This window comes from Dinghuibacter sp. (assembly GCF_035492835.1).
Lineage (GTDB): Bacteria > Bacteroidota > Bacteroidia > Chitinophagales > Chitinophagaceae > Dinghuibacter.
Window position 1 is genome coordinate 24,217 of record NZ_DATJIY010000081.1, and the last position, 26,696, is coordinate 50,912.

Consider the following 26,696-nt stretch of genomic DNA (forward strand, 5'->3'; position numbering starts at 1 on the left):
CTAGCGTTCGGGGACGCGCTCCTCTTCGTGGAGTCTTTTTTGTTCCTCTTCTTCCGTTCGTTTGACCTCGATCTTCTCCCGCTCGTGTACCGCGATGAGTTCGTCGGCTGTCCTGACAGCCTCTTGAGGCTGCTGTTTGTGCCATAGGGCAAAAAGGCGGTCGACGAAACCTTCGCCGGCCTTTTCGACCAGGGCGTCGAGCACCCCCCCGACAACGCCTTCGGCGTCCGGCGCGACCGTGTGCAGGGCATCGGAGAAGAGCGCCCGGGCCTGCTCGAGCGCTTTGTTACGCCCGGCTTCATCGCTGCGCGTCTGGGATTCGAGGTCGCCCAGGGCGACCTCGGGGCGCTCCACGGGTTCTCCGGCCACGTCGCGGTCGTCCGCCAGGCCCTCCAGCAGTTCCTTTTCCCCGGCCTTCCCCTTTTTGGCGATCTCCTCCAGGAAAGCGCCACAGGCCGCCCGCGTCGCGGGGTCCATAGCGGCGACCTCTTGCTCGACGCGGTGTGCGATGGCGCTTTGCCGGCGCGCTTCGTCATCTTTTTTCCGAAGGTCCGCGCGCTGCTCCAAAACTACTTTGCCGATCGGCCCGGGCGCAAAAAACGAATAGGCGCTCACCACCCCGACCACCAGCGATGCGATCGAAAGGACCCTTCTGGCTTTTCCCATCCAGGCAAAAAGCGGCAGCCGTGGCAGCACATATGACAACAGTACCGCCGCGACCGTAGCGACCAATAGCTGCCACGGCTTGACGGCCTCGGTGGCGCGGTGTATCCTGTCGATCCGGTTTTCGAAGCGGTACAACGCGGCGTCCGACAGGCGGCCCATCAGGAAATCCACGACCGCGTACTCGACGGCCAGGAAGCCAAAGGCCACCATGATCCAAAAAAAGTACGCGGCCGCCGCCTGAGGCATCGGCGCCTTTTGGGAGCGCAGCAGCAACCATAACAGACCGCTGCCCAGGCAATACCAGGAAAAGGGCGCCGTCGCCAGTACCAGGACGAGGAGTATCAGCCCCGCGAGCACACCCAGGACGACCAGGAGTATTTTACGCATGGCTTAAAATACGGTGTTCCGGGCGACATCGTACCGGGGAAAATACCTGATTGACCTACCTTCGCGGTATGCGTATCGTTACCTTGGAAGAACACGTCAGCTTTCCCCACATCGTTCGTGAATTCATCCCGGGCGGCAAGCCCTTTATGCCTGAGCTTGCGCCCTTGCTCGAAGACGTCGATGGCCCCCGCCTGGCCGCGATGGATGAGCAGGGCATCACCTTCTCCGTGTTGTCCGTCGTGGGCCCCGGCGCGGAGACGCTTCCCGGCTCCAATGGCGTCGCCATGGCGCGGGCGGTGAACGACGTCCTGGCGGCGCGGATACAACCCCGGCCCGACCGGTTCGGGGCCTTTGCGCACCTGCCCATGGCCATGCCCGCCGCGGCCGCCGACGAGCTCGACCGGACGGTCGGGGAGTATGGCTTTAAAGGAGCGTTGATCAAGGGGATGACATCCGATAAGTTCCTCGACGACCCGTCCTTTGCGCCGGTGCTGGAAAGGGCTGCCGTTCTTGGCGTGCCGTTGTACCTCCACCCGGGTTCGCCCCCCGCCGCCGTCGCCAAGGCCTATTACCAGGACCTCCCCGCGGGCGCGGGGGTACAACTCTCGTTGTCCGGCTGGGGATGGCATGCCGAGACCGCGCTCCATATACTGCGGTTGATCGTATCCGGTACCTTCGACCGGTACCCGGACCTCCGCGTGATCATCGGCCACATGGGCGAAATGCTCCCGATGATGATGGCGCGCTGCGACGACAAGTTCAAGGTGGGCGCCGTCGGCGCGCAGCAACGCCCCATCAGCCAGACCTTGCGCGACCAGGTGTATGTCACCACCAGCGGGTTGTTTACGATGCCGCCGCTACAGGCGGCCATCGATACATTCGGTCTGGAGCGCGTGTTATTTTCGGTCGACTACCCGTTCAGCACGTTTGCCGAAGGCCGCAGGTTCCTGGATACCCTGTCGCCCTGGTTGTCGATGTCCATCGCGCACGCCAATGCGGACCGCGTGCTGGGATTGTAACTTGCGACCCCCCAAGGTTTGGATTAAAGCTTTTTGGCGTAGCGTTCCCGCACGTGCGTGCTGATGTAGGTGCTCAATCCCCGCCCCTTCAGCGCAAGCGCCTTCATATTTTCGACGTCGTCTTTCCCGGGCTGCCTGTAGTCATACACATAGGTCTCGCCGGTAGCAAACCCGACTTTTATGTAGTCCGCGCCGATCACGAACGCGCGCACCCCCGAGTTGCCCTGCAGGTTTTTATACCGTTGCATCACGTCCCTAATGTACGCATCTTTCAGTTCGCGGGGCTGGCGCCGCACGAGGCGCTGTCGCGTTTTTGCAAGGATCTGTTTGATTTGCGCAACCGCGCGTCCGCGGTCCCGCCGGACCTTTGATGCATGAAAGCCATCTATTTTACCCAAACGGGAGCGCCCGCGGACGTCCTGACCCTCGGCGACTTCCCAAAGCCGGTCCCCGGCCCCGGGGAGGTGCTCGTGCGCGTACTGCGCCGCACCATCAATCCCTCCGATACGATTTTTATAAAGGGCGGCTACCGCTTCCAACCCGAGTTCCCCCAGATCGCGGGCTTCGAGGCCGCGGGCGTCGTGGAAGAAGGGGCGTTGCCGAACGGTACGCTGGTGTCGTTTTTTTATAAGAATACCTGGGCCGAATACGTCGTCGTCCCGGTGACGGCATTGTATACACTGCCGGTCGATTTCCCGATCGAAAAGGCCGCACAATTCGCCCTCAATCCCTTTACCGCATGGGGTTTGCTCGAGCGCGCCGCCGTGCCGGCCGGGAGCTGGCTGGGGCTGAGCGCGGGTAATTCCGCGGTATCGCACATCACGGCGCAGCTGGCGGCGTTGCGCGGCATCCGGACGGTGTCCCTGACGCGCCACGACACCGATGGCGCCGCGGCCCGGATCATGGACCTCACCGGCGGCGCCGGTCTTGCCGCCGTCCTCGATTCCGTCGGCGGCCCCATAGGCAGCGCGCTCCTCGGTTGTCTGGCGCCCCGCGGCCGGTTCATCGTCTACGGTTCTGCCAGCCCCGAACCGCTCCAGGTGCCCAACACCGCGATCGTATACAAGTTTGTGGAGATTTCCGGTTTTGGCGTGCGCGCCTACATGGACGGCAAAACCCCTTCGGAAAGACAAACCATCGCCGGCGAGCTCATACAGATCATCGGAGCGGACAGTTTTTCCATGCCCGTGGCCGCGACGTTCCCACTCGAGGGGTTCCGCGACGCCTTGCAAAACAAAGGGAAGACGCAACTGGCTTAGCGGCGGTCGCGCGTCCTCCGGCCGCGACGGCTGCGCTAGCTAAACGCCGGCGCCGGCCGCTTGCCGATCGCCTGCTCGAACGTATAGGCCATGTCCAGTATCACCGGCTCCTGGTACGCCCCTGCCACGAAAGAGAAACCGATGGGCAGGCCCATCACCGCGCCCATCGGCATTGTAACGTGCGGATAGCCCGCCATGGCGGCCGGGCCCGAGAAGGAGAAACCCGTGTCGTAGTCGCCCGTGATCAGGTCGATCAGACAGGCGGGACCGTTGGTCACCGCGCTGAGCGCGTCGAGTTTTTGGGCGTGCATCAGGTCGTCGATGGCCTTGCGGGCGCTGAGCACCTTGGCCAGCGCCTCCTTGTACTCCGGGCTGTCCAACCCGCCGAGCTTGTTGGAAGACTCGAGGGTCTCCTGCTGGAAGTACGGCATGGCCTTATCCGTGTGCGCCTTGTTAAAGGCGATCACGTCGGCCAGGGTTTTCACCGGGGACTTCGGCGACCCCGCCAGGTATTTGTTTACCCCATCCTTGAATTCGTATTGCAAAACGAGGAACTCGGCGTGCCCTATATGATCGAGGGCTTTGAAAAGGTCGACCTCCACCACATCGGCGCCTTGCTGCTTGAGCACCCCGATCGCCTTGTTGTACAGCGCTACCACGCCTTCGTGCCCGTGGAGCATCGATTTTTCGATGCCGATCCGCTTCCCCTTCAACCCGCTGCCGGTCAGGAAGGGCGTGTAATCCGCATGGCCCTTGCCCGGGGCCGTGACGGGGTCCTTGGGATCGGTCCCCGCCAGCGCGCCCAGCAGGATGGCCGCGTCCCTGACCGTCCGCGCCATCGGGCCGGCGGTGTCCTGGGTGGCCGAGATTGGGATGATCCCGCTCCGGCTCCAAAGACCCACCGTGGGTTTTAAACCCACGAGCCCGTTGACGGAAGAAGGCGAAACGATCGAGCCGTTGGTTTCGGTCCCGATCCCGATCGCGCAGAAGTTGGCCGCAACGGCAGACCCCGTACCCGCGCTCGAACCGGAAGGATTCCTTTCCAGGATGTAGGGGCAATGCGTTTGGCCGCCCCGGCTGCTCCACCCGCTGGTGGACCTTTCCGACCGGAAATTCGCCCACTCGCTCAGGTTGGTCTTACCGAGCAAGACCGCGCCCGCGGCCCGCAGCTTACCCACGATGAACGCATCCTGCGCGGCCACATTGCCTGTCAGCGCGAGAGCCCCCGCGGTCGTCATCATCTTGTCCCCCGTATCGATGTTGTCCTTGATCAGCATCGGGATCCCGTGGAGCGGACCGCGGACCTTCCCCGCTTTTCTTTCCTTATCGAGGTCGTCCGCGATCGCCAGCGCGTCCGGGTTGAGCTCGATCACCGCGTTGAGCCCGGCTCCCTTTTTGTCGTGTTGATCGATGCGCTTCAGGTAGGCCTCCGCCAGCGAACGCGCCGTCGCCGTGCCCTGCTGCATCTTTTGCTGGAGTTGATCGATCGTGGCTTCGGCAAGATCGAAGCTACCCGCGCCGGTTTGGTCCGCGGCGGGCGTTGGAGTGATGGGCGCCGGCGCCGGCGTCTGGCACGCGGCCAGGGCAAGCCCCGCCAGCGACCCGGTTTTGAGGAAGGAACGTCTGTGCATCCACTAATATAATTTTTTTCCGCGGCGGATGCTACTATGTTATGGATGAGCGGCTTACCGCACCCCCAGCTGCGTCTTCACCCATTTCTCCAGCGACGCGCCATCCATCGCGGCCAGCTGCTCGAAGTCCTTGTCCTTGCGCAGGGTCCTACCGTTGGCGGCGTAGACCTTTTCCGCGGATTGGATACCGGCAACCGTGCACTCGACCTGGTCCTTGGTATACCCGTGCTCGACGCTATAGCGGATCCATCCACCGATAAAGGCCGCGCCGAGGTCGGGGTTCTTGTGGGTAAAGGTGGTCGTACGGTCGTCCATGGCTACGGTCACCGCAGGCGAATAGGTGGACCAGGACAACAGCAGCTTGGCCTTCGCCCGCCAGCGATCGTTGATGGGTGTCGTCTCCAGCCAGCCGACGGTGCGGATGACCGCGGGTTCGCTCGCGGTAAAGCCTTCCTGCGACTGGGGCACGGCTGTCAGGAGGCTGTCGTTTTGGGCGTGGGCGATGTGCGTGAGCGCCAGCAGGCTGCAGAGGATCAGTGTCTTCATATCAGGAGGTTTTAAGGGAATGGAAAGGTAACGCCATTTTTGCTATGGCGCAATCTCCATTTCGGTTACCAAACCGTCCCGTACGGTATAGAGGTGGGTCACCACGTCGTCGGCCAGCGTCCGCCCCTCCAGGTCCTTTATGTGCTGCCGCACCGTGACCCGTACCCTGCCGTCGGGTAGCTCTTCGATCCTTTCGGGCGTAACCGTCGGATCGATCGCCAGCCATTGCCGGGTCCAGTACGCCCGGACCGCGTCCCGGCCGTCGATCGTGCCGCCCTCCCAGCCATTGGGCCACCGCACGTTGGGATGCAAACAGGCCAGTACGGCGTCGATGTCGCGGGCGTTGAAGCCGGCATAGAGTGCGTGGAAGTTCATGCGTTTTTTTTAACAAGTGCCAAAACCGACCCGAATATCACCCGGCCGCCCCGCGCGCCGCGCCCCACAAGCCGCGCCGCGCCGTGCCGCGCCCCACGAGTCGCGCCGCCCCGCGCGCCGCGCCGTGCCGCGCCCCACGGGGAAATTCGTACATTCGTAAATGGCCTTCGTCATCATCCTCCTGCTGATCATCCTCAACGGATACTTCTCCCTCGCGGAAGTCGCCCTCATCTCCGTGAGCAACACAGCCTTGATCGGCGAGCAAAGCAAGAACAACAAGACCGCCTTCGACGTCCTGCAGCTCATCAAGGACCCGGAGGAGTTCCTGAGCGCGGTCCAGGTGGGTACCACGCTGGTCGGCCTCCTGGAGGGTATCTATGGGGGCGGCCTGGTCGCGACCCAGCTCCAGCACTGGTTTGCGCACTGGGGGATGGGGCCCTTCTGGTCGCATGCGTCGGCCCTCGTGATCGGCATCGGCGCCATCACCTACCTGACCATCGTGCTGGGCGAGCTGGTGCCCAAGTCCCTGGCCCTCCAGATGCCGATGACGATGTCATTGGCGATTGCGCCGTCGCTGCTCGTTTTTTCCAAAATAATATACCCCTTTATAAAGCTGTTGACGGTAGGTACCCGGTACATCCTGTCGCTCTTTTCGATCAAGACCGCCGACAACCGGAAGATCACCGAGAAGGACCTGAAAGGCATGCTGGGGGCGGCCTACAAACAAGGTGTTTTGGGCAAGCAGGAGTACTGGCTGCACGAGAACGTCTTTGCCTTTGACGACCTCAAGGCCCGGAGCATCATGAAGCCGGCGCGGATCGTGGTTTCCCTGTCCGACGCGTGGCCGTGGGAAAAGGTGTTCGAGACGATCCGGCGGCGGCCGTACTCTTATTTCCCGGTCTATAAAGGCGACGATACCGGCCGCATAGTCGGGGCTGTCCGGACCAAGGACTTGTTCCTGAATTCCACCGACCACTGGCTGGACAATCTGAAACCCAACTGCCTGATACCGTCCGACATGGCTGCGAAGGACATCTTCACGATCTTCAAGGAGAGCAGGGTCGATTTCGGCATCGTCGTCGGCGCCCCGAACGAGTTCCTGGGGATCGTGGCCATGCAGGACATCATGGAAGGCGTGTTCGGCGACCTGCCTGAATACGAGGACTACAAAGCCTACATCTACAAACAATCGGACAAGGTCTGGATCGCCGAGGGTTTCATCCACCTCCAGCGCATCCGCCACGACCTCGGCCTGGCCTGGCTGCGGGACTACGAAAGCCGCTACCTCAGCCTCGGGGAGCTGATGATCGGCGAAGCGCCCCAGGGCGTCCTCGACATCAACGGCATAAAATTCGAGGTGGTCGCCGGCACCAAGACCGACCCGCGCACCGTACGGATTACATTGCCTTAGTCGTATCTTGCCGCCCCATGGCATACACCAAGACCTATACCGTCAAAGACGAGCACATCGACGTCCAGAACATCATGGACGGCCTTTACTACCCGTTCTACCTGGAATGGTGCCGTCATGACTTTATCCGCGAAGCCCTCGGCTTTGACTTCGAAGCCGAGGCCCGCGCCGGTGTCAATATGGTACTATCGGAATATCGTTTAAAATTCATCCGTTCCCTGAAGAGCGGTGACGTCTTCCAGGTCACCTGCGACCCCCTGCGTGACAAGACCAACAAGGCCGTGCTCCACTTCCGCCAGACCATCCTCCTCAACAACAAGGTCGTCGTCAAGGCCGTCTTCTCCGGCACCTGCGTGAAGGCCACCGGCGGGAGGCCGTTCCTGCCGGAGGGGCTGAGCGCCCGGCTGGCTGAAGTCCCGGAGTGGGATGGGGAGCTTTAAAGCGGAGACAACGGAGCGTTATGGACGGACCCTGACCTCCACATCGGTAATTCGCACATCCGCATCCCCCGCGAAAAACCCCCATCCACGCCGGCTGAAGTCATACGCCCTGAAGTTCATGGCCACCGTATCATTCACATACATCACGCCAAGGGTGCCATCGATAATACATCGTATGTGCATGCTGTCGCCCGGCGGGAATGGTAAAACCCGCTCGAGCTCCGCCATCTGCGGCACCTCCGACCGTTCCCTCGGCCATTTGTCGAACACCATGCGGCCGCGGGACGGCTCGAAGCGGATATAGTAGGCCTGGTCAAAGGCCATATCCCCGTAGAACCACAAACCAAAGTCGCCCTGACCCGCCGATGGCGGTGTCAGCGTGGCCGTTATCAGACACGGCGAGGGCAGCGTGCCTGCCGACGCCACGGCGTACGAACCACGGCCTTTCAGGGTGACGTCGGAGCCATCGGCCTTCCAGGAACCCGCGCCCGTAGCAAAGGACGCAGGCCCGCCGGTAGAAAAGGCGTCAAAAACCGACGCCGGCATCCGGACGCCCAGCTCCCCGCCCGGTTGCTGCCACAACTCGTGTACGACGAGATTGCCGCCCCATTGCCAGCCGCCGGTGTCCTTTGAACCATCCCTCGTGGGGTTCCAGCCGAAGAGGAAGCGCCGGTGACCGTCGGCTGCCGTTTTCGCGGCGTAGAAAGCGTGACCGTCGAAGTCGTCGTGTTCGGGGATGAGCCAGGGGCCTTTCCAGGACCGGCTCATCCGGTAACGCGTCCTGACCTTGTCGGTGAATTCGGAGAAAACGAGGTACCACCAATCGCCCCATTGGAACAGGTCGGGGCATTCGTGGGTAAAGTAAAGCCCGGGGTCGTAGAGCGGCTCTTCGACCGTCCAATGCGTGAGGTCCGTCGAGCTGCAGCACGCGGTGAGGCCGCGCCGGCGGGGTATGCCGTTTTTGTTCCGCGCGGCCACCAGCATAAAATATCTGGCCGACGATGGATCAAAGAAAACAAAGGCGTCGCGCCAGTCGTCCTTCTCGTACCGGTCGGCCGGCGCGAAAAAGGTTTCCGACGGATGTTTTTGCCAGTGGGTGAGGTCGTCGCTGGTCGCGTGCATGATGCCCTGCGCGGGCTTGCCCTGCTCCGCCAGGTGATAGTTGTGCCCGGTATAGAAAATATGGAACCGCCCCTCCGCCCTGATCGCCGACCCGGTGAAGACGTATAGGTCCTGCTCCGCCGCCGTGCCCCGCGCCAGCATCTGCCCGTGTTCGGTAAAGTGCACGAAGTCGGTGGTGGAAATGCGGTACCAGGGCACGCCTTCGCCGTGCCCCGCGCCATCGCGCCAGTCATGGAGGTAGAAGAGCTCGAAGCGGCCGTCGGTATACAAGGGGATGAAGTCCGCGGCCCAGGCGCCCTCGGGGCGGTAAAAGAATTCCCGCCCTTCCGGAAGGGACTTCGCTGGGCTCGCCGCCGGGCGAAGGAATGATGAAGCCATGAAGGGCAGCAGCCCTGCCCGTAAGAAGGTGCGTCTTTCCATAAACCTAATGTAGCGTTTATTCCAACAAAAGGGGCTCCCCGCATCGGGCTCCCCCGCGGCGGACGCCCCCAAAAAAGGGGCCCCCCAAACCGGGAGGCCCCAAGAGAACCAACTGCTGAAGAATCTTAATACCCCGGGTTCTGCACCAGGTTCGTATTGATCTGCATCTCGCGGGTCGGGATCGGGTAGATGGCCCGGTCCTGCGTCACGGTAAAGCTCTGCGGCAGCAGCCAGCCGTAGAGGGCTTTGAGCGCCACGCCCTTGGCGGTGCACACGGGGATAAACTCGTTGATACGGACGAGGTCGAGCCAGCGGTGGTTTTCGAAGGCTTCCTCGTGCCGTTTTTCGGTGGCGATGTTGTCGATGGTTGCCGTGGTCAGCGCTGTCAGACCGGCGCGGGCGCGGACCTGGTTCAGGTAGGGGAGCGCCTGGGCGGCCTTGCCTTCGTCCACCAGGCATTCCGCGAGCAATAGCAGGCACCCGGAGTACCGGTAGACCGGGAAGTCGTCCGGGGTGTTGAAACCGGCGATGTACGGCGGGTGGAAGTATTTCTTGATCATGTACCGGTAGTCGACATTCGGGTTGGGCGTGTACCCGACCACGCTTTTCAGCGCGGTGGCGGTGAAGTCTTCCACGCCGCTGATCGTGCCCTCCACGACGGCGATGGAGGCGTCGAGCCGGGTGTCGCCGGCTTCATAGGACGACACCATTTCCTGGGTGGGTACGTTCCAGCCGCTGAAGATGTTCATCGATCCGCCGTTGTACCCCATCAGGAACTGCGGGTTGGTGCACTTGGGCATGAACTGCCAGGCGAAGTCGCTTTGCTGGCCGCTCACCAGGTCCGACATATACTGCACTTCGAAGATCGATTCCTGGTTGTTCTTGTTGTTGGGATCGAAAACGGAGGCGTAGTTCGGCAATAACGCATAATTCATGTGCGTGATGTCGGTCAGCTGCTGCTCCGCGTCCGCGTAGTTCTTGGTAGGCATGGTCATGTCGACATAGGCCAGGAGCATCTTGGCCGCACCCTGGCTGGCGGCGCCGGATTGCGGGAAGCTCGTCACCACCGGCAACAGCGGGATGGCGGCGGTCAGGTCGGCGACGATCTGACCATAAACCGAGTCCACACTGCTCCGGGGGAGGAAGGCGCCATCGGTACCCGTGATCTCGGTCAGCTGCAGGGGCACGCCGCCAAAGTGGGTCACGAGGTCGTTATAATAAAACGCCCGCAGGAACAGCGCCTGCCCGGTGATCGTGTCCGTCGCGCCCTGGCTGATGGCGGAGTTGCCCTTGAGCTGCCCCAGGATGGTATTGATCATCGAGATCCCGCTATAGTCCCCGGTAAAACGGTCCCCCGGCGAATTCGGGATGGCGCTGGTGGTGGGGTCGTCCAGGAATTCCGGGTAGTCTTCCCGGCAAACGAGACCGCGGTTGGCCTGGTAGATCGTAAAAAACGTATTGTCGGACCGCATCTCGTCCTGGTAGATGCCGGTATAGACGATCGTGCGGAGCGGCGTATACGCGCCGTTGAGCGCCTGCTCGAACTCGGTCGCGTTTTTGTAATAGGACGCGGACGTGAGGGAAGTAGGCGGATTCAGGTTCAGGAAGCCCTTGCTGCAAGACGTAAAGAGCAACGCTATAAGGATATATCTTTTCATAGCCATCGTTTTAAAACCCGACGTTCACGCCGGCAGTGTAGATTTTTGCGATCGGGAATTGGGTGAAGTCGCGGCCCTGGTTCAGGCCGTTGAGCCCGTACATGCTGATTTCGGGGTTCATGCCCTCGTACTTCGTCAGCAGGAAGGCGTTCTGCGCGCTCACGTAGAGACGGGCGCTGCGGACGATCTTGCTGGAGCGGACGTTGAAGGTGTAGCCGAGCGTGATGTTCCGCGCGGACAGGTAGGTCCCGCTGAACACCTGGCGGGTCGTGAAGTTCCGGAAGTCGGCCGTGGTGCCCGAGCGCGTGCGGGGGTAGATGCCCTGGCCGGGGTCGGTCTCGGACCGCCACCGGCCCGCGACGCCGCGGCGGACGTTGAACACGCCGTCGAGGTTTTCGGTGGACTGGAAGGCGTCGTCCGCGATGTCGTTCCCGACGGAGCCGCCGATCGCCAGCGTAAAGTCAAAGTTCTTATAACCCAGGGTATTGGTCATGCCGTAGGTGAACTTGGGGTTGGGGTTGCCGATCCAGGTACGGTCGTTCTCGTCGATGATCCCGTCGGGTTTGCCATTGGGGCCGCTGATGTCCTTGAAGCGCGCGGTGCCGACCATGGCGGTGGCGTCGTGTGGTTCGGTGTTGAACTCCTGCTGGGTCATATAGACGCCCGTGTTGATATAGCCGTAGAAAAGCCCGATCGGGTGACCCACCGCGGTGCGGTTGTCGTCCCAGTAGTCCTGGTAGCCGCCGATAGGCGCGTTGCTCGTACCGAGCTGCTTGACGATGTTCCGGTCGATGGAGATGTTAGCCTGGGTGCTCCAGGTGAATTTACCCACCATGTTCTTGGATTCGACCGAGATCTCGTGACCCCAGAAGTCGAACCGGCCGACGTTGGCGTTGATCGAGCTGAAGCCGGACTGTACCGGGATGTTGATGGCATAGAGCAGACCGTCCGTTTTCTTCCAGTAGTAGTCGTAGGTCACGGACAGGCGGCCCTTGAAGAGGCTGAGGTCCACCCCGAGGTCATACCCCGTCGTGGTTTCCCAGGTCAGCTGGTTGTTGCCGATGCCGTTGAGCGACGAGCCCGCCGCCAGCGTATTGTTATAGACGTAGTTGGTTTGCTGTACGCCCGCCAGGTAGGTATAGTTCCCGATGTTGTCGTTCCCGAGCGAACCGTAGCTGCCGCGCAGCTTCAGGAAGCTGATGTTCTTCATGTTCTTCATGAAGCTTTCATCGGACACGACCCAGCCCGCTGACACCGACGGGAAGTTCCCGTACTTCCGCTCCGTGCCAAAGCGCGAGGAACCGTCGCTCCGGAAGTTGAGCGAGAGCAGGTAGCGGTGCTCGAAGTCGTAGTTCACGCGGCCCTCGTACGACAAGAGCGAAAAGTCGCTCGCGCCGACGTTCCCGATCCGGGTGGCGGCCACGTTGAGCCAGGAAATGTTATCATCGGGGAATTGACCGCCGTTGATACCGCTGTTCTCGTAGTGGACCTTCTGCGCGGAATACCCGGCAAAGGCCTCGATGTTGTGCTGGCCGAAGGATTTCTTATACGTCAGGCTGTTCTCCCAAAGCCAGGACAGGAAGGTGCTGGTGTTGTAGCTACCCGAGGCCGACGCCGCCGGTGTGACACCGCCCAGGATGGTGGAGGGCGCGAAGTACCGGTTGAGGTCGTAATCGTTGTTGATGTTGATCGAGGTCTTGAAGCTCAACCCGTCGATGATCCGGTACTGCGCGTAGCCGTTAGCCAGCAGCGTGAAGTCGTTGTTCGGGTTCTGGGTCTCCATCAGGGTCAGGTAGGGGTTTGTCTCGTTGAACATCCCGGGGGAGGCGAAACCGACGGGGTAGGTGCCGTCCGCGTTCCGGTAGTTCAACGTGGGATCGGTCAGGTAGGCGACCTGGATGACGTTGCGCCCGTCGCCGAGATTAGGGGTGATGTTGCTCTTTTTGTAGGTGATACCGAGGTTACCCGCGATCGTGAGCCGGTCCGTGACGTTGTAGATGTTGTTGGAGCTGGCGTTGAAGCGCTGGAACCAGTTGTTGATCATGACGCCGTCCTGGCGGGTATAGTCGACGTTCCACACCGACTTGATGTCGTGGGTGCCGTTGGTGATCGTCATGTCGTAGTTCTGGGTCGGGGCGTTGCGCAGGAGCACGTCGAACCAGTTGGTGCCCGAGCCGGGGCCATATTGGGTGGGGTCCTGGTATTGCGCCGGGACGCCGCCGGTATAGCCTTCGTACGTGGCCGCGTCCTCGTAGTATTCCTTTTTAAACTCGGCGAACTGCTGGGCGTTCATCAGGTCCGGACGCCCGTGCTTGGCCACCTTCTGGGTGCCGTAGTAGGCGCTGAACTGGATGCTCTTCTGGCCGTTCCTGGCTTGTTTGGTCGTTACCAGGATCACCCCGTTGGCGGCGCGCGAGCCATAGAGCGCGCCGGCGGCCGCGTCCTTGAGGACGGTGATGGATTCGATGTCATCGGGCGCCAGCGTGCTGAGACCGCTTTCGGTGGGGAAGCCGTCTATGACGATGAGGGGCCCGTTCCCCGCGTTGATCGACGCCGCGCCGCGGATACGGATGGTCATGTCCACCCCGGGCGTGCCGTCGTTCTGGTTGATCTGTACGCCGGCGAACTTGTCCTGCATCTTCTGGCCGATGTTGGTGACGGGCATGTCCTTTACCTCGTCGGCGTTGAGCTGGCTGACGGCGCCGGTGATGTCCCGTTTTTTCTGCGTACCATAGCTGACCACCAGGACCTCGCCGAGGTCGGAGGTGTTCGGGATCAGCTGGACCGTGATTTGTTTTTCACCGGTGACGGCGATCTCCTGTCCGCGGTAGCCCACGAAGGTCACGGACAACACCGACCCTTCCGGGGCGGATAACGCGAACTTACCCGCGTTATCGGTGGTCGTTCCCTTGGTCGTTCCCTTGATGTTGATGGATACGCCCGCCAGCGGGGCGTTTTTTTCGTTGGTGACAGAGCCTTTGATACTGATGGCCCGTTGGGCCCATCCGGAAGTGGTGATAAGGATAAGGCATAGCAAAAGCAGTACTCTCCTGCCGGGCGGCAGGAAAAGCCATGACGTTTTTGGCATAGCAATCAATTTTTGATGTAAGGAATAGAATGAAGGTAGTTAATCGAATTAGCAGAACTGTCCTGCGCTTTCATGCGAGAATTAGGAATCCTTTATATGAAAATTAAGTATGTGATATATCTGTTGCGCTTTTTGATATTTCTTGTCCGTAGCGGGTTTTAAGCAGTTCGAGCATGTAGCGGTTTTGTCGGAATTGATCGTCGTTACAGGGCATATAGGGTGGGGGGCCGAACTCGGTGGTCATCGTCAGGACCGGCGTGCCGATAAAAAGGTTGTGCTCCACGATGGCGTCCCACCAGCCCAGGAATTTCCGGACGGCGTAGTCGAACGCCGGGTCGGCCGGGTCCCTGACCTGCGGACCTTGTTCAAAGCCCACCCGCGCGTGGATGTGGCGGGCGCGCCGGCACGCGACGGCGAGGGTGTCGCCGAAATTGTCGAGCAGGCTTTCGGTGACGCAGGTCCAGTGCGAAAAGTCGGCGGTGATCCTTAGGTTCGGCCGCTGGTCGAACAGGATGGCCGCCGTTTGCGGCGAATACCCCATGCGGCCCCGATGGGTCTCATGTACGATGGGAGTGCCCGTCTTGTCGGCGACCTCCTGGGCGATGTCGATCAGGGCCAGCTGCTGCTCCAGCGTGAACCAATCCCTGCCCGTATGCGAATTGATCAGCAGCGGTCGCCAGGACGCGCATGTTTCCAGCCGCCGCCGGTAATCCGCGGGATCGCTGGCTTCGTGCTGGTGCAGCACCAAGGTGATGTCCGCGTCGCGGAGCGCTTTTTGGTCTTCCGCGTGCGGAGGTATCCACGTGTCGATGCCGTCATACCCCGCTGCCGCGATGGTCCGCAGGAAGTCTTTCATCGGCACGTGCTCGTGTCCCCACCAGGGGCTACAGTATCTGATCTGCAACGGTATAGTTTTTGGCTAAGCCTTCGAGGTGAAGGACGCCCTTTGCGTCTGTGGTCATTTTGCGGTTCTTTCCATCCATCGTCACCTCGTATGTCCTTTCCGCTTGTAGCCCGGTCACGCTAAACGCCGCTGGCGCCGAGGAGGTCCATTCTTTCGCTTGCGCATCCCATCGGCCAATGGCCATCGTTATGGCGCCGCCGGTCGTAGCCTCGAGCGACGGTTTGTCCGCGTTCCCTTCGAAGAAACACAGTTTGCCATGGCTATAGTAAAAACCAAATGGTCGTTGACTGCTGATTTGCCGCCCCCGATCGGTGATGGCGTAGCGCCCGGTATCCAGGTCGATCGTCAGCTTGTCTCCGCGGAAGCGGTAGAGGAGCGACGTCCCAGACAATTCTCCCGTTATGTGCGGTTCCAGGTACAGCCGGTTGTACACCGGCTGGATGCCATAGATCGATTGATACAACCCCACCACCGTAAGGCTGTTGCCCGACAGGATGTCGTCACCCTCGCCTTCCTGGCGCGCCCGGCCATACCGTTGATAGGCCAGCCCGTCCTTGCCATACTGCTCCAGGACGTTCCGGACGTACCGTACCGCCAGGGCGGGGTCGTACGCCGCATAGGCCTGTAGGGCGATCGATCCCCAGGAAAGGAAGATGTCGCCGTTTTCGTAGGAAGGGAAGGGGTATTGGGACCTCTTTGCTTCCCCGGGCGCGTAGCTGGTCATCACCAGCGGCCAGAAGAAAAGCTGTTCCTTGCGCATACCGGCCTCGATCCCGTCGAGTATCCGTTTTTGCCGCGCAGGCTCGTCGCACAGCCCATAGGCGATCGCCATGAAATTCACCGGCGTTACCATATTCCGCCCGTGCGCGCTGCCGTCCTTGTCGAGCCAGTGGACGTAGCACCCGTTTTCCTCGTCCCAGAAACCGCCCTGGCCGATCGGTTTGTTAAAGCTGGCCTTCAGCCTGGCAGCGGCCTCCGCGTAGGTCGCGGCGTGTCCGGCGTCGCCCAGCCGGGCCTCGATAGGCGCCCATTCCACCAGGGCGTGGTATAGCTTGGCGTTGATAAACGCGTTCTCGTACGACGCCCACACGATGTCGATCCAGTCGCTGCCCCGCTTTTGCTTTTCGCTGTCGGTCATCACCTCTACGAGTCCGTTGCCGTTGTCGTCCCGGTGCAGCAGCCAGTCCAGCGCCTTTTCGTTGGACCGCTGGTGACGGCGGACCCATGCCTTGTCACCGGTCAGGTTATAACAGTCGGACACGTTGGTGACGAGGTCGGGGTTGGAGTCGATCAGGTAGCCCCACTGCGCTTCATAAAAGCCTTCCTTGTTGCCCTGGCCGGGCATCATGTCCTCGTCGCTGTACGCCCAGCGCGGGTATACGCGACCGTCGGGTTTGATCGCGTGGTCGCGGTAAAAGTCGAGACAGCTTTTATATCCCTTGAGGTAATCCGTATCGTCGATCGCCAGCCCCAGCAGCCCTATGTACTGCTCGTGGAGACAGATCGGGCCGTAGGGCGTATGCCAGCTGTTCCCCCCGAAGTGGAGGGAGTCGATGACACCCATCCGCGCGATCGTGCTCAGCACCGCGCTCACGCGGGCGCCGTCGATCCCCTGGAATTTTCCGCGGCCGTAGCGGTCTTCGACGTTATAATATCTTAGCGTGACCGTCGTCGTTCCCGTTTCGGCGGTCATCGGCGCCCAAACCCGGTCGCTCCCGCGTATAAAACGCCGCCGGTGCGTGCCGCTGTCCAGCCTCGGCAGGGCGTCGTTAGCGGAGACCGTGATACCATATGCCAAATGATCGTCGGCCGTACGCGTATAGCGCATGGCCACCTTTTTGCCCCCGGCGTCGACGTCCACCGTCAGGCCCACGTTGGTATGACTGTTCCAGAAATTCGTCGTAGTGGTATGCACCCCGTAGGTGCAGTTCTTTTCTTCGAAAAGATAAAACCAGGCCACGCCGCCATACCCCTGGTACGCCCCGTCCCACGTGCTCATTTGATCGAAGCGAAAAAGCGGCGCGTCCTCCTGCTCCGCGCTAACGGGGTGGGATAGCGTTCGTTGTATCGTCCACCGCACGGCGTCGCCCGCGGTGGTGAAGACCCAGCGCTCGCGCACCGGGCCGTAGACGATGCCGTCTACGACCAGCGCGCCCGCGGTCCGTTTTACCGATGGCGATGCGCTCGCCTGCGCGGAGGAGTAGGTTACGCCGTTCACCGTAAGGCTCGTGCTTATGCCTTCGGGGTTGTCGATTACCTTTTGGCCATTGACTGTCAGCGACGTAATCGCAGCTCGGTGGTCGGTTGCCAATGTCAGGTCCAGCGTCGCCGTGTGCACGCGCTGCGCGACTCCCCCGGTCGCCAGAAAAAACAATAAGCAAGCAAGATGTACCCTCATCGGCTATATATCAATGGATTTTGCGCCTCGTCATTCAGCGGGTCGCCCACCTGCAACCGCGCCACATACTCGTCACTCAGGATGTTTTGTATCCCGTTATAGGTATTGCCGTCGGGCATATACGCGCACGTCATGGCGCGGCGGTATCCCGGGGTCATGTTCGGGTTCGCCCCGTGGATCGTCAGCCCGTTGTGGAACGAGCAGCTTCCCGCTTTCATCGGCGCGGCCACGGACTTCGTCTGCCGGAACGCCGGGTAGGTATTGAAGATCGCTCCCATGTTCTTCCCGATACCGGGGTTCTCAAAGGTAGTCTGGTGGTAGGAGCCGGGGATAAAAAATAAACAGCCGTTCTCGTAGGTGGCGTCGTCGAGCGCCACCCAGATCGAGAGCGCACGCCGGTCGCTGAACGACCAGTACGGCGTGTCCAGGTGCCACGACGTGGGGTTGGACCAGGGCTTTTTGATCAACGCCTGGTCGTGCCAGATCCGGATGCCGTCCGCGCCGGACAGCTGCGCCGCCATTTTCCCGAGGCGCTCGTCGAGCATGATATTCCGCACGCCCTCGTTGTCCTGCCAGAGGTTGAGCAGCTGGTCAAAGACGTTGTCATAATACTCCTTGTCGGCGTCGTCCCCCTTGCCGTACACTTCCTTGCGGTCCGGCATCTTGTGACCGTTGCGCTTGGCCACGGCTTTCTCCACCGCGTCGCGCCATGCCGACAGTTCTTCCGGTGTGAGGAAGTTTTCCTTTATAATAAAACCGTCTTGCCTGTATTGCGCGATTTCCTGCGCGGATAGTTCGTGATTCATATGGTCATCAAATCTAAAAAGCCGCGCCCGCACCGGCTGGCGCTATTTGATATTTGAGTTGCGGTTTTTGACAATGCCGCGGCGGCCGCAGAGCCCCGCGCGAAAATAAATTTGCGCAGCCAAATAACTGCTCGTATATTCGCAGTCAAATAGCTGCATAAATGAACCTCCGCAGAGACGTCTTCCAGGCCATAGCCGACCCCACGCGCCGGGCCATCCTCGCCCTGGTGGCTTTCCAGGCCATGACCGCCGGCGCCATCGCCGACAACTTCGGCAGCTCGAGACAAACGATCTCCAAGCACCTCCAGATACTGCACGAATGCGAGCTGTTAAAACAAACCCAGACGGGCCGGGAAGTGTATTACCAAGTCAACCCCCGGAAGATGAAAGAAGTATCCGACTGGCTCGACCCCTACCGGAGGTTGTGGGACGGCCGGCTGGCCGCCATGGATAAATTACTCAAAAACGATAAGTCATGATGAAGCCCCTCTATCCCTGTCTCTGGTTCGACAACCAGGCACGGGCCGCCGCGGAATTCTACTGCGGCATTTTCCCGGATTCGACGATCAAAAACGACAATGGTCTGGTCGTGAATTTCGAACTGAATGGTCAGCTCTTTATGGGGCTGAACGGCGGCCCGAAATTCCATTTCAACGAAGCCATATCTTTTGTGATCCCTTGTAAAGATCAAAAAGAGATCGACTACTATTGGGACAAGCTCACCGCCGACGGCGGCGCGGAAAGCATGTGCGGCTGGTGCAAAGACAAGTTCGGGCTTTCCTGGCAGGTCGTCCCCGCGCAACTGGGGGAATTGATGAGCGATCCCGCCCGCGCCGCGCGCGTCACCCAGGCCTTTATGAAAATGCGTAAATTCGACATCGAGGCCCTTTTAAACGCCTGATCCCATGGTCAAACACATCGATGCCACCCGGACCTTCGACGCCCCCGTCGAAAAAGTATGGGCCCTGTGGACGGACGCCGAGCTCGTAAAACAGTGGTGGGGCCCGGACTTCTTCACCTGCCCGCTGGCGCGCATCGACTTCCGCGAAGGCGGGACCTCGCTGGTCAGTATGAAGTCAGCGCAGTTCATGGCGGGGATGGAGCACTTTACCAGCTGGACGTACACCCGCATCGTACCACACGAGCTCATTGAGTTTATCCAGAACCTGGTCAATCCCGACGGCAGCCCGGCCGACCCGACCCAATATGGCCTGCCGGCTGATTTTCCCAAAGACGTCCAAACCATCGTCAAATTCAGGGCTCTTGGAAACGACCGTACCGAAATGACCATAGAAGAATCGGCCGACTTTGGCACGATCGCCGCCTTCGCCAAGATCGGCCTGGACCAGATGATCGCAAGGTTTCCCACGCCAGCGTCGTAAGGACCGTCATTTAACAGGCGGTGCCGGGCCGGTCACGGCCCTCAGCAGCGCGTCCAATTCCCGCACCACCTCCGGGTGCTCCGCCGCCACGTTGTGACGTTCGCCAAGGTCGTTCGACAGATCGTACAACTGCGGCTGCATCAAATTCCCCGTCTCGATATGGACGGAGGAGATCAACGGCCCGCCGGGGTAGGGGGGAATATATTTCCAGCGACCACGTAAAACGCTGGGCCCATCCGCATCCTCCGGCAAATAGGGTCTCCCGGTAGAAGAACGCCCCAGCAGCGCATCCAGCACGTCGAAGCTGTCCGGCCCGTCGGTCGCACCCAGCGGTTGCCCCGTTAGCCGCGCGAACGACCGAAGGAAGTCTATCTGGCAAACCAACGCATCGGAGACCCCCGGCTTGACCTGGCCGGGCCAGCGGACGATAAACGGCACCCGCGTACCTCCTTCGAAACGGCTGTATTTACCGCCCCGCAGCACGCCCGCGGGCCGGTGTCCGCCGAGGTGTTCCACCGATCCGTCGGCATAGCCGTCGTCGACCACCGGCCCGTTATCGCTGCTGAAGATGACGAGGGTGTTGTCCGCCAGTCCCAGGCTGTCCAGCGCGTGGAGGACCTGTCCCACGCACCAGTCCATCTGGACGATGGCGTCGCCCCGCAGCCCGAGTCCGCTCGTGTTGACAAAGTCCCGGTTCGGCCAGTGCGGTACGTGGATGTCGGTGAGCGCATAGTACAGGAAAAACGGCTCCCCGCCGGCGCGGGAGGCCGCGATAAAGTCGACGGCCTTCCGCGCCAGCACCTGGGCCACGGTCTCGTCCACCCACCGCGCCGAGCGCCCGCCCGCCATATAACCGATCCGCCCGATCCCGTTGACGATCGTCTGATCGTGACCGTGAGAAGCCGGATACCGCAGCAGCTCCGGGTAGTCTTTTCCCGTGGGCTCGTCCCCGACCGGGTGGTCGTAGCTTACGAAGAGCGGGTCCTTCGGGTCGAGCCCCGCGACGCGCCTCCCGTCGACATAGACGGTCGGCACGCGGTCGAGCGTGGCCGGGATGATATAGCTGTACGCAAAACCGAGCTCCAGCGGCCCCGGCCCGACGTTACCGTTCCAGTCGGGTCCATCGGGGCCGCCCAGCCCCAGGTGCCACTTCCCCACGATACCCGTCCGGTAGCCGGCGTGCGTAAGTACGGACGCCACCGTCGTCGTACCCTCCGGTATGATGAGCCCCGCGTTCCCCCGGGCGATACCCGTATTTTTTTTCCGCCAGGAATACAGACCTGTGACAAAGGAAAACCGGGAAGGCGTACAGGTCGCCGCCTCGCTGTGCCCGTTGGTAAAACGCAGCCCTTCCGCCGCCAGCCGGTCGACGTTGGGCGTCCGGACGGCCGTCGCGCCATAGCAGCCGACGTCTCCATAGCCCAGGTCGTCGCTATAGATAAAAACGATGTTGGGGCGGGTTTGCGCCCTGGGCGAAGCCGCGGGCAGCAAAACGATGAGGTATAGGAAAGGAGACAGGCGCATGGCATAAAGATAGATTGTGTTACGACTCCCTGAGATAGTGTTACCCCGATTTTGCGCAATCGATGGAGCTTTGCGGGTATAAAACCAGTAAAACATATGACCATTGTCGTTACGGGCTCCCTGGGTCACATCGGCCGACCCCTTACGGAGATCCTGGTTAAAAAAGGACACGAAGTCACGGTAGTCAGCAGCAAACCCGACCGCGTGGCGGAGATCGAAGCGCTGGGCGCCAGGGCCGCCATCGGTTCGGTGGAGGACGCGGAATTCCTGAAAGGCGTTTTCACCGGCGCCGACCTGGCGTATACCATGATACCGCCCGGTGACTTCAGGAACCAGGATTATGACGTCTATGAACGCGTGGGCGCCCTGATGAACACCTACCGGCAGGCGCTGGCGGACGCCGGCGTCAAACGGGTCATCCACCTCAGCAGTATCGGCGCGCACACCGATAAGGGCAACGGCCTGCTCCGGCTGCACTTTATTGCCGAAACCATCCTGAAGGAATTGCCGGACGACGTACACCTGACCTTTATGCGGCCGACGGGTTTCTTTTACAACCTCCTGGGCTTTATCCCCCTGATCAAAAGCCAGGGCATGATCGCCGCCAACTACGGCGGTGACGACGTGGCGTCGTGGGTCGCGCCCGCCGACATCGCCACGGCCATCGCGGAGGAGATCGACAACCCGACCGTGGCGAACCGTTCTTTCCGCTATGTCGCCAGCGACGAGCTCTCGTGCAACGAGGTCGCGCGCATCCTCGGCGCGGCCATCGGCAAACCCGGCCTGACGTGGATAAAAATCTCCGACGACCAGATGCTCCAGGGTCTGCTGGCGGCGGGCATGAAACCGGATATAGCCGAGGGTTACGTGGAGATGTACGCGCGCCAGGGTCTGTACGAAGACTATTACCGGCACCACCCGACGCTCGGAAAAACCAAGCTCGCCGCATTCGCCCCGGAATTTGCAGCGGCCTATCATCGGCAATAAGTACCTTGTAGTATGCCTGGCAGCGAACCATACCGGATCGACAGCATCAGCGAGTTCCATCGCCTCCGGGGTCTCCCCCGGCCGGCGCACCCGCTGATCAGCGTGATCGAGCTCGATACGCTCGGCGCCCTCCCGGAGGAGCGCCCGGACAGCGTCGTGCTCGACTTTTACTCCATCGCGCTCAAACGGAATTGCCAGGGCGCTGGATTCCGATACGGGCAGGAAAGCTACGACTTCCATGAGGGCGTCATGTTCTTTATGGCGCCCGGCCAGGTCTTTGGCCCGCCGCCGGGTCGCCATGCCGGCCCCTTGTCCGGGTGGGCGCTGTACGTCCACCCGGACTTCTTTTGGAACACGCCGCTGGCGCGCGGGATACGCCGCTACGGCTACTTCGGCTATTCGGTCCACGAAGCCCTTTGGCTGACCGAACAGGAGGAGACGACGACCATAGGAGTGATGCGCCAGATACAACAGGAGTACCTGGCCAACCAGGATAACTTCAGCCAGGACATCATCGTCTCGCTGATCGGGGTATTGCTGAACTATGCCGACCGGTTCTATCACCGCCAGTTCCTGACACGGAAAAAGGAGAACCACGAGGTGCTGGCGCGGCTCGAAGCCGTGCTTGACGCCTGGTTCGACGGTCCCTTGCTGGAACGGGGGCTGCCCAGCGTCCAGTACGTCGCCGGCGAGCTCCACCTGTCGCCCAACTACCTGGCCAGCCTGCTGAAGGTGCTGACCGGACGCAATACCCAGCAGCATATCCTGGACAGGATGATCGAAAAGGCCAAGCTGGAAATCGCGACCACGTCGCTGTCGGTGAGCGAAATCTCCTTTGCGCTCGGCTTCGAGCACCCGCAGTCGTTCAGCCGCTTGTTCAAGGCAAAGACCGGCTTGTCGCCGCTGGCGTTCCGGCAAAGTTTCAATTAACGGCCGCCCATTCGCCGAAAGCCGTTTTTCGCTACCTTGTAGCATGCACCTGATCTTTCTACTCTCACACCTGATCCTCTTCGGGCGGGGAACCTATCCCGGCGACGACAGCACCTACACGCAAATCGCGAACTCCGGTTTCACCACCGTCGTTCTATCCAGCTTTTATATACGCGCCAACGGCGACGTCTATTCCGGCGACAGCCGGTCCCCGATCATCCATGACGGTCGCTATGTGGGCGACAGGGAGTGGTTGCGCCGGATCGCGATGCTCAAAAAGAGCGCCCGCGTCGAATTCCTCCTGGAGGGCCGGTGGTACCACCAGCCCCCCAACACCTTCGATTTTATCCGGCACTGGGCCGATTCCTCCACGACCGATACCCTGTATAACATCTGCAAGGTTTTTAAGGAAGACCTCGGCGCCGATGCCCTTTGTATCGACGACGAATCGGTATACGACAGCCCCTCCATCATCCGCCTGGGTACGGTGATCGGCCAGCTGGGGATGCACATGACCCTTTGCCCGTTCACCAACGAGGCGTACTGGAAGGCCATACTGGACGGCTCCGCCCCCGGTCTTGTCGATGGCGTCTATCTCCAGTGTTATGACGGGGGCACCGGCAATACCCCCGGTCCATGGGCGCAACAGCTCGGGACGCCGGTATACCCCATCTTCCTCTGCCGCGGGGCGTTCTCCACCTGCGGCGCCTCGCACGGCAGCGAGCCCGTGGACAGCATCCGGGCCATGATGGGCGATTTCAAAAAGGAATATCCCGGTTTGAACGGCGGCGCGATCTGGCAGATGGCGGATATAAAGAGCTTTGTAAGCATGGGCTGCGCGCCCATAACGGTGGAGGGATACCTGAAGGAGCTCAAGAATGCATTAAAGCCCTGACATGCTCTTCCTCCTGCTGCTCCTTTGTCCGCGCCTCTTCGCCCAGAACGGCATTCAGCACGTCTCTTTTGGCGCGCCCGACAAGCTCACCCCTTATTCGCTTTGCGCCGCCAAACCCATGACCGCCGACCTGCCGGTCGGTTCGGCACCCTTCGACCTGAAGGACATCCATATCCGCGTCAATGCGCGGGGAACGGTAGTCGAGATACCGCTGGACGCGTCCGAGCATTTGTATGGTTTTGGGTTGCAGTTCGGGTCCTTCGATCAGCGGGGGCTGAAGAAGCGTCCCATCGTCAACGACAACCCGCTCAACAACCTGGGGTACACGCACGGGCCGACGACGTTTTACCTGTCGAACAAGGGATACGGGATATTGATCAATACGGCGCGGTATACGACGTTTTATTGCGGCGCCCCGAGACCGGGTTATGTCACGGTCGACATCCCCGGCGCCCGCGGCATCGATCTCTTTGTCTTTGACGGACCGGACATGCTGACCGCCATGCGGCGGTATATCCTGTTCTCGGGAGGCGGCGCGCTGCCCGCGATCTGGGGGCTGGGGGTGAAATACCGCGTCAAGGCCGACTTCGACCAAAGCCAGGTGGACACGATGGCGGCGTATTTCCGCGCCCATGACATCCCCTGCGACGTATTGGGGCTCGAGCCCAGGTGGCAGACGGCCGCGTATTCGTGCTCCTATGTCTGGGACGAACAGCGTTTTCCGACGCACGACCTTTTTATCGACAGTCTCGGTAAGCTGGGGTTTCACCTCAACCTGTGGGAGCACGCCTTCACCAACCCCAAGGCGCCGATATACGACGCCCTGAAGGATAAAGCGGGCGACTACCCCGTTTGGGGCGGGCTGGTGCCCGACTTCGCGGACTCGGCCGCCCGGCGGATCTTTGCCGATTACCACCGGCGGACATTCGCGGAACACGGCATTTCCGGTTTCAAGCTCGACGAATGCGACAACTCGAACCTGGGGGAGGGCGGCTCCACCTGGAGCTTTCCGGAGCTGAGCCGTTTCCCGTCGGGGCTGTCCGGCGAACAAATGCACCAGGTGTTCGGGCTGCTCTACCAAAAAACGATCTACGACATCTACCACCGGTTGAACCGGCGCACCTATCTCGACGCGCGCGCCTCCGGCGACTTCGCGGCTTCCTATCCGGCTTCCCTTTACAGCGACACCTATGATCATGACGAGTACATCCGGTTGACGGTGAACTCGGGTTTTGCGGGCATGCTTTGGTCGCCCGAGGTGCGCGAATCGCGCTCCGTTACCGACCTGCTCCGGCGAACCCAGACCGCCGTCCTTTCGGCGCAAACGCTGTTCAACTCCTGGTATTTGCAACACCCGCCGTGGCTCCAGATCGACAAAGAAAAGAACAACCGCAACGAGCTGATGGACAGCGCCCGTTACGTGGAAGGTGTGATCCGCAAGCTCCTGGACCTGAGGATGAGCCTGGTCCCCTATCTCTATAACGCCTTTGCGGACTACCACTTCAAGGGCATACCCCCGTTCCGGGCGCTCGTGCTGGACTATCCCACGGACAAGAACGTCTTCGACGTATCCAACGAGTACCTGATCGGGACCGGTCTCCTGGCCGCGCCGCTAACGGCGGCGGATACCGTCCGATCGGTGTACCTGCCGGAAGGCGCCTGGTACGACTTCAATACCCACGAACGCTACGAAGGCGGACGAACATACGTTATCCGTCCGGGGTTGGACGAGCTGCCGCTGTTCGTAAAGGCGGGAACGGTCCTGCCGCTGGCCCGGCCGCTGCCGTACATCCCCCGCGGCTTCCGGTTCGACGTCACCTGTTATGTATTTGGCGACGGGGAAGCCCGCGGCGAGCTGTTCGGGGACGACGGATATACGTTCGACTATGAAAAACGCGCGTTTGAGAAAACGGTTCTCCGCTGGCAAAACGGGCGAGGCTCGGTTTCCGGTAACGGTGCAGGGTACACGATCGGTGACTGGATAGTAATCCACTAGCTAAATGGTTAAATACTAAGAGTATTTAACCTGCTTAAGCGTTGTTAACAACGTATTGGGATTTTTAATCTCTATCTTGGTCGCAAATCCATACCGTGAGAACCCTGGTTCTTTACGCTGCTTACTTCTGTCTCTTACAATCCGTCCGTGCCCAGACTTCCTATACCTGGAACGGATCGGTGTCCACTGCCTGGAACACCCCGGCCAACTGGACCCCCGGCGGCGTGCCCGCCGCGGCAGACAACGTGACGATCGTCACGGGCGGCAACAACTGCATACTGGCTGCTAACACCAGCATCAACAACATCACGCTGACGAGCGGCACGCTCAACCTGGGCGGCTACACCCTGACGGCGGGCGGCACGAACGCCAGCTTTACCGGCGGCTCCGCCCTGAACGGTACGCTGGTCGTTGCCGGCGCCACCACCACCGTCTTTGGGGGCGGTGCGGTCACCATGAACTGCGCCGTCACCGTGACCTCGGCCGCGATCACGTTGAAAAACACGACGTTCCAGGGCGTGACGAGCCTGACCAAAACCGGCCCCACCAATGACGCCAGCGCCGGCAACAACGTTTTCAACGGCGCACTGACGGTCACCAACAACGGCGCGGGCGTCCTATACCTCGGCAACGGCAACCCCGACCAGTACAACGCCGCGGCCACCTTCAACAACAACGGCGGGAACAACCTCGATATAGCCTGGAACAGCACCGGCAACGTGTTTAACGGACCCGTCACCTTCAACAACAACCCGACCACCAACAACGGCATTTATGTGAGCTGGTACTCGACGGGCACGGTATTCAACAACAGCCTGACCGTCAGTTCCTCCGGCGGTACCGGGGTCCAGT

The 26,696-nt window shown here is 61.0% G+C and carries 24 protein-coding genes; 12 read left to right on the plus strand and 12 right to left on the minus strand.

The window, feature by feature from the left end; translation table 11 throughout:
• Complete coding sequence (locus tag VL547_RS07855; protein WP_325577011.1) at window positions 1–1,053, minus strand: hypothetical protein; 1,053 nt, start codon at window positions 1,051–1,053, stop codon at window positions 1–3.
• A 68-nt stretch (window positions 1,054–1,121) separates the two neighbouring features.
• On the opposite strand from VL547_RS07855, the gene VL547_RS07860 reads away from it, so the two are divergent.
• Window positions 1,122–2,072: an amidohydrolase family protein gene (locus tag VL547_RS07860; RefSeq protein ID WP_325577014.1), complete on the plus strand. Its 951-nt coding sequence runs from the start codon at window positions 1,122–1,124 to the stop codon at window positions 2,070–2,072.
• Window positions 2,073–2,095: 23 nt separating this feature from the next.
• On the opposite strand, the gene VL547_RS07865 is transcribed toward VL547_RS07860, so the two are convergent.
• Window positions 2,096–2,320 carry a hypothetical protein gene (locus VL547_RS07865; protein ID WP_325577016.1) on the minus strand — a complete coding sequence of 75 codons (225 nt, stop codon included), beginning with the start codon at window positions 2,318–2,320 and terminating at the stop codon, window positions 2,096–2,098.
• Between the two features lie 126 nt (window positions 2,321–2,446).
• On the opposite strand from VL547_RS07865, the gene VL547_RS07870 reads away from it, so the two are divergent.
• Window positions 2,447–3,331, plus strand: coding sequence for a zinc-dependent alcohol dehydrogenase family protein (locus VL547_RS07870; protein ID WP_325577018.1), 885 nt, complete (start codon window positions 2,447–2,449; stop codon window positions 3,329–3,331).
• 35 nt (window positions 3,332–3,366) lie between these two features.
• Here VL547_RS07870 and VL547_RS07875 read toward each other — a convergent pair whose 3' ends face one another.
• The 3 genes from VL547_RS07875 to VL547_RS07885 are packed head-to-tail and all read right to left on the minus strand — an operon-like array spanning window position 3,367 to window position 5,883.
• On the minus strand, window positions 3,367–4,962 hold the full coding sequence (locus VL547_RS07875; protein ID WP_325577020.1) for an amidase: 1,596 nt from the start codon (window positions 4,960–4,962) through the stop codon (window positions 3,367–3,369).
• Window positions 4,963–5,016: 54 nt separating this feature from the next.
• Window positions 5,017–5,508: a hypothetical protein gene (locus tag VL547_RS07880; protein ID WP_325577022.1), complete on the minus strand. Its 492-nt coding sequence runs from the start codon at window positions 5,506–5,508 to the stop codon at window positions 5,017–5,019.
• A gap of 42 nt (window positions 5,509–5,550) precedes the next feature.
• Window positions 5,551–5,883 (minus strand): nuclear transport factor 2 family protein, encoded by a 333-nt coding sequence (locus tag VL547_RS07885; protein WP_325577024.1) that lies wholly within the window; start codon window positions 5,881–5,883, stop codon window positions 5,551–5,553.
• Between the two features lie 160 nt (window positions 5,884–6,043).
• On the opposite strand from VL547_RS07885, the gene VL547_RS07890 reads away from it, so the two are divergent.
• Both VL547_RS07890 and VL547_RS07895 read left to right on the plus strand, forming a co-directional pair.
• Window positions 6,044–7,294 carry a hemolysin family protein gene (locus VL547_RS07890; protein ID WP_325577026.1) on the plus strand — a complete coding sequence of 417 codons (1,251 nt, stop codon included), beginning with the start codon at window positions 6,044–6,046 and terminating at the stop codon, window positions 7,292–7,294.
• Window positions 7,295–7,311: 17 nt separating this feature from the next.
• Complete coding sequence (locus tag VL547_RS07895; RefSeq protein WP_325577028.1) at window positions 7,312–7,734, plus strand: acyl-CoA thioesterase; 423 nt, start codon at window positions 7,312–7,314, stop codon at window positions 7,732–7,734.
• Between the two features lie 18 nt (window positions 7,735–7,752).
• On the opposite strand, the gene VL547_RS07900 is transcribed toward VL547_RS07895, so the two are convergent.
• The 6 genes from VL547_RS07900 to VL547_RS07925 form a co-directional block, all read right to left on the minus strand.
• Entirely contained in the window at window positions 7,753–9,276 is a 1,524-nt protein-coding gene (locus VL547_RS07900) for a family 43 glycosylhydrolase (RefSeq protein ID WP_325577030.1), read from the minus strand.
• A 125-nt stretch (window positions 9,277–9,401) separates the two neighbouring features.
• The gene (locus VL547_RS07905) at window positions 9,402–10,934 is read right to left on the minus strand and encodes a RagB/SusD family nutrient uptake outer membrane protein (protein WP_325577032.1); all 1,533 of its coding nucleotides are present in this window, start codon (window positions 10,932–10,934) and stop codon (window positions 9,402–9,404) included.
• Window positions 10,935–10,944: 10 nt separating this feature from the next.
• On the minus strand, window positions 10,945–14,022 hold the full coding sequence (locus VL547_RS07910) for a TonB-dependent receptor (RefSeq protein ID WP_325577034.1): 3,078 nt from the start codon (window positions 14,020–14,022) through the stop codon (window positions 10,945–10,947).
• Window positions 14,023–14,125: 103 nt separating this feature from the next.
• Window positions 14,126–14,926: a hypothetical protein gene (locus VL547_RS07915; protein ID WP_325577036.1), complete on the minus strand. Its 801-nt coding sequence runs from the start codon at window positions 14,924–14,926 to the stop codon at window positions 14,126–14,128.
• Window positions 14,907–17,324, minus strand: a complete 2,418-nt coding sequence (locus VL547_RS07920) for a hypothetical protein (protein WP_325577037.1) — start codon at window positions 17,322–17,324, stop codon at window positions 14,907–14,909. Before VL547_RS07920 ends, VL547_RS07915 begins: the two co-directional genes overlap by 20 nt.
• Window positions 17,321–18,130 (minus strand): phytanoyl-CoA dioxygenase family protein, encoded by an 810-nt coding sequence (locus tag VL547_RS07925; RefSeq protein WP_325577039.1) that lies wholly within the window; start codon window positions 18,128–18,130, stop codon window positions 17,321–17,323. The genes VL547_RS07920 and VL547_RS07925 overlap by 4 nt, the downstream gene beginning before the upstream one ends.
• Before the next feature lie 161 nt (window positions 18,131–18,291).
• On the opposite strand from VL547_RS07925, the gene VL547_RS07930 reads away from it, so the two are divergent.
• The 3 genes from VL547_RS07930 to VL547_RS07940 are packed head-to-tail and all read left to right on the plus strand — an operon-like array spanning window position 18,292 to window position 19,512.
• Window positions 18,292–18,609, plus strand: a complete 318-nt coding sequence (locus tag VL547_RS07930) for a metalloregulator ArsR/SmtB family transcription factor (protein ID WP_325577041.1) — start codon at window positions 18,292–18,294, stop codon at window positions 18,607–18,609.
• Window positions 18,606–19,031, plus strand: a complete 426-nt coding sequence (locus VL547_RS07935) for a VOC family protein (protein WP_325577043.1) — start codon at window positions 18,606–18,608, stop codon at window positions 19,029–19,031. Before VL547_RS07930 ends, VL547_RS07935 begins: the two co-directional genes overlap by 4 nt.
• A 4-nt stretch (window positions 19,032–19,035) precedes the next feature.
• Window positions 19,036–19,512: an SRPBCC domain-containing protein gene (locus VL547_RS07940; protein WP_325577045.1), complete on the plus strand. Its 477-nt coding sequence runs from the start codon at window positions 19,036–19,038 to the stop codon at window positions 19,510–19,512.
• 6 nt (window positions 19,513–19,518) lie between these two features.
• Here VL547_RS07940 and VL547_RS07945 read toward each other — a convergent pair whose 3' ends face one another.
• Window positions 19,519–21,036, minus strand: a complete 1,518-nt coding sequence (locus tag VL547_RS07945) for an arylsulfatase (RefSeq protein WP_325577047.1) — start codon at window positions 21,034–21,036, stop codon at window positions 19,519–19,521.
• 96 nt (window positions 21,037–21,132) lie between these two features.
• Here VL547_RS07945 and VL547_RS07950 point away from each other — a divergent pair, with 96 nt between their 5' ends.
• From VL547_RS07950 to VL547_RS07970, 5 genes are all read left to right on the plus strand, one after another.
• Complete coding sequence (locus tag VL547_RS07950) at window positions 21,133–22,023, plus strand: NmrA family NAD(P)-binding protein (protein ID WP_325577049.1); 891 nt, start codon at window positions 21,133–21,135, stop codon at window positions 22,021–22,023.
• A gap of 12 nt (window positions 22,024–22,035) precedes the next feature.
• Entirely contained in the window at window positions 22,036–22,953 is a 918-nt protein-coding gene (locus tag VL547_RS07955) for a helix-turn-helix transcriptional regulator (RefSeq protein ID WP_325577051.1), read from the plus strand.
• Between the two features lie 43 nt (window positions 22,954–22,996).
• Window positions 22,997–23,848 (plus strand): hypothetical protein, encoded by an 852-nt coding sequence (locus VL547_RS07960; RefSeq protein ID WP_325577053.1) that lies wholly within the window; start codon window positions 22,997–22,999, stop codon window positions 23,846–23,848.
• A gap of 1 nt (window position 23,849) precedes the next feature.
• The gene (locus VL547_RS07965) at window positions 23,850–25,844 is read left to right on the plus strand and encodes a TIM-barrel domain-containing protein (protein WP_325577055.1); all 1,995 of its coding nucleotides are present in this window, start codon (window positions 23,850–23,852) and stop codon (window positions 25,842–25,844) included.
• A gap of 95 nt (window positions 25,845–25,939) precedes the next feature.
• Window positions 25,940–26,696 (plus strand): hypothetical protein (locus tag VL547_RS07970; protein ID WP_325577057.1); only part of this gene is annotated, 757 nt, incomplete at its 3' end.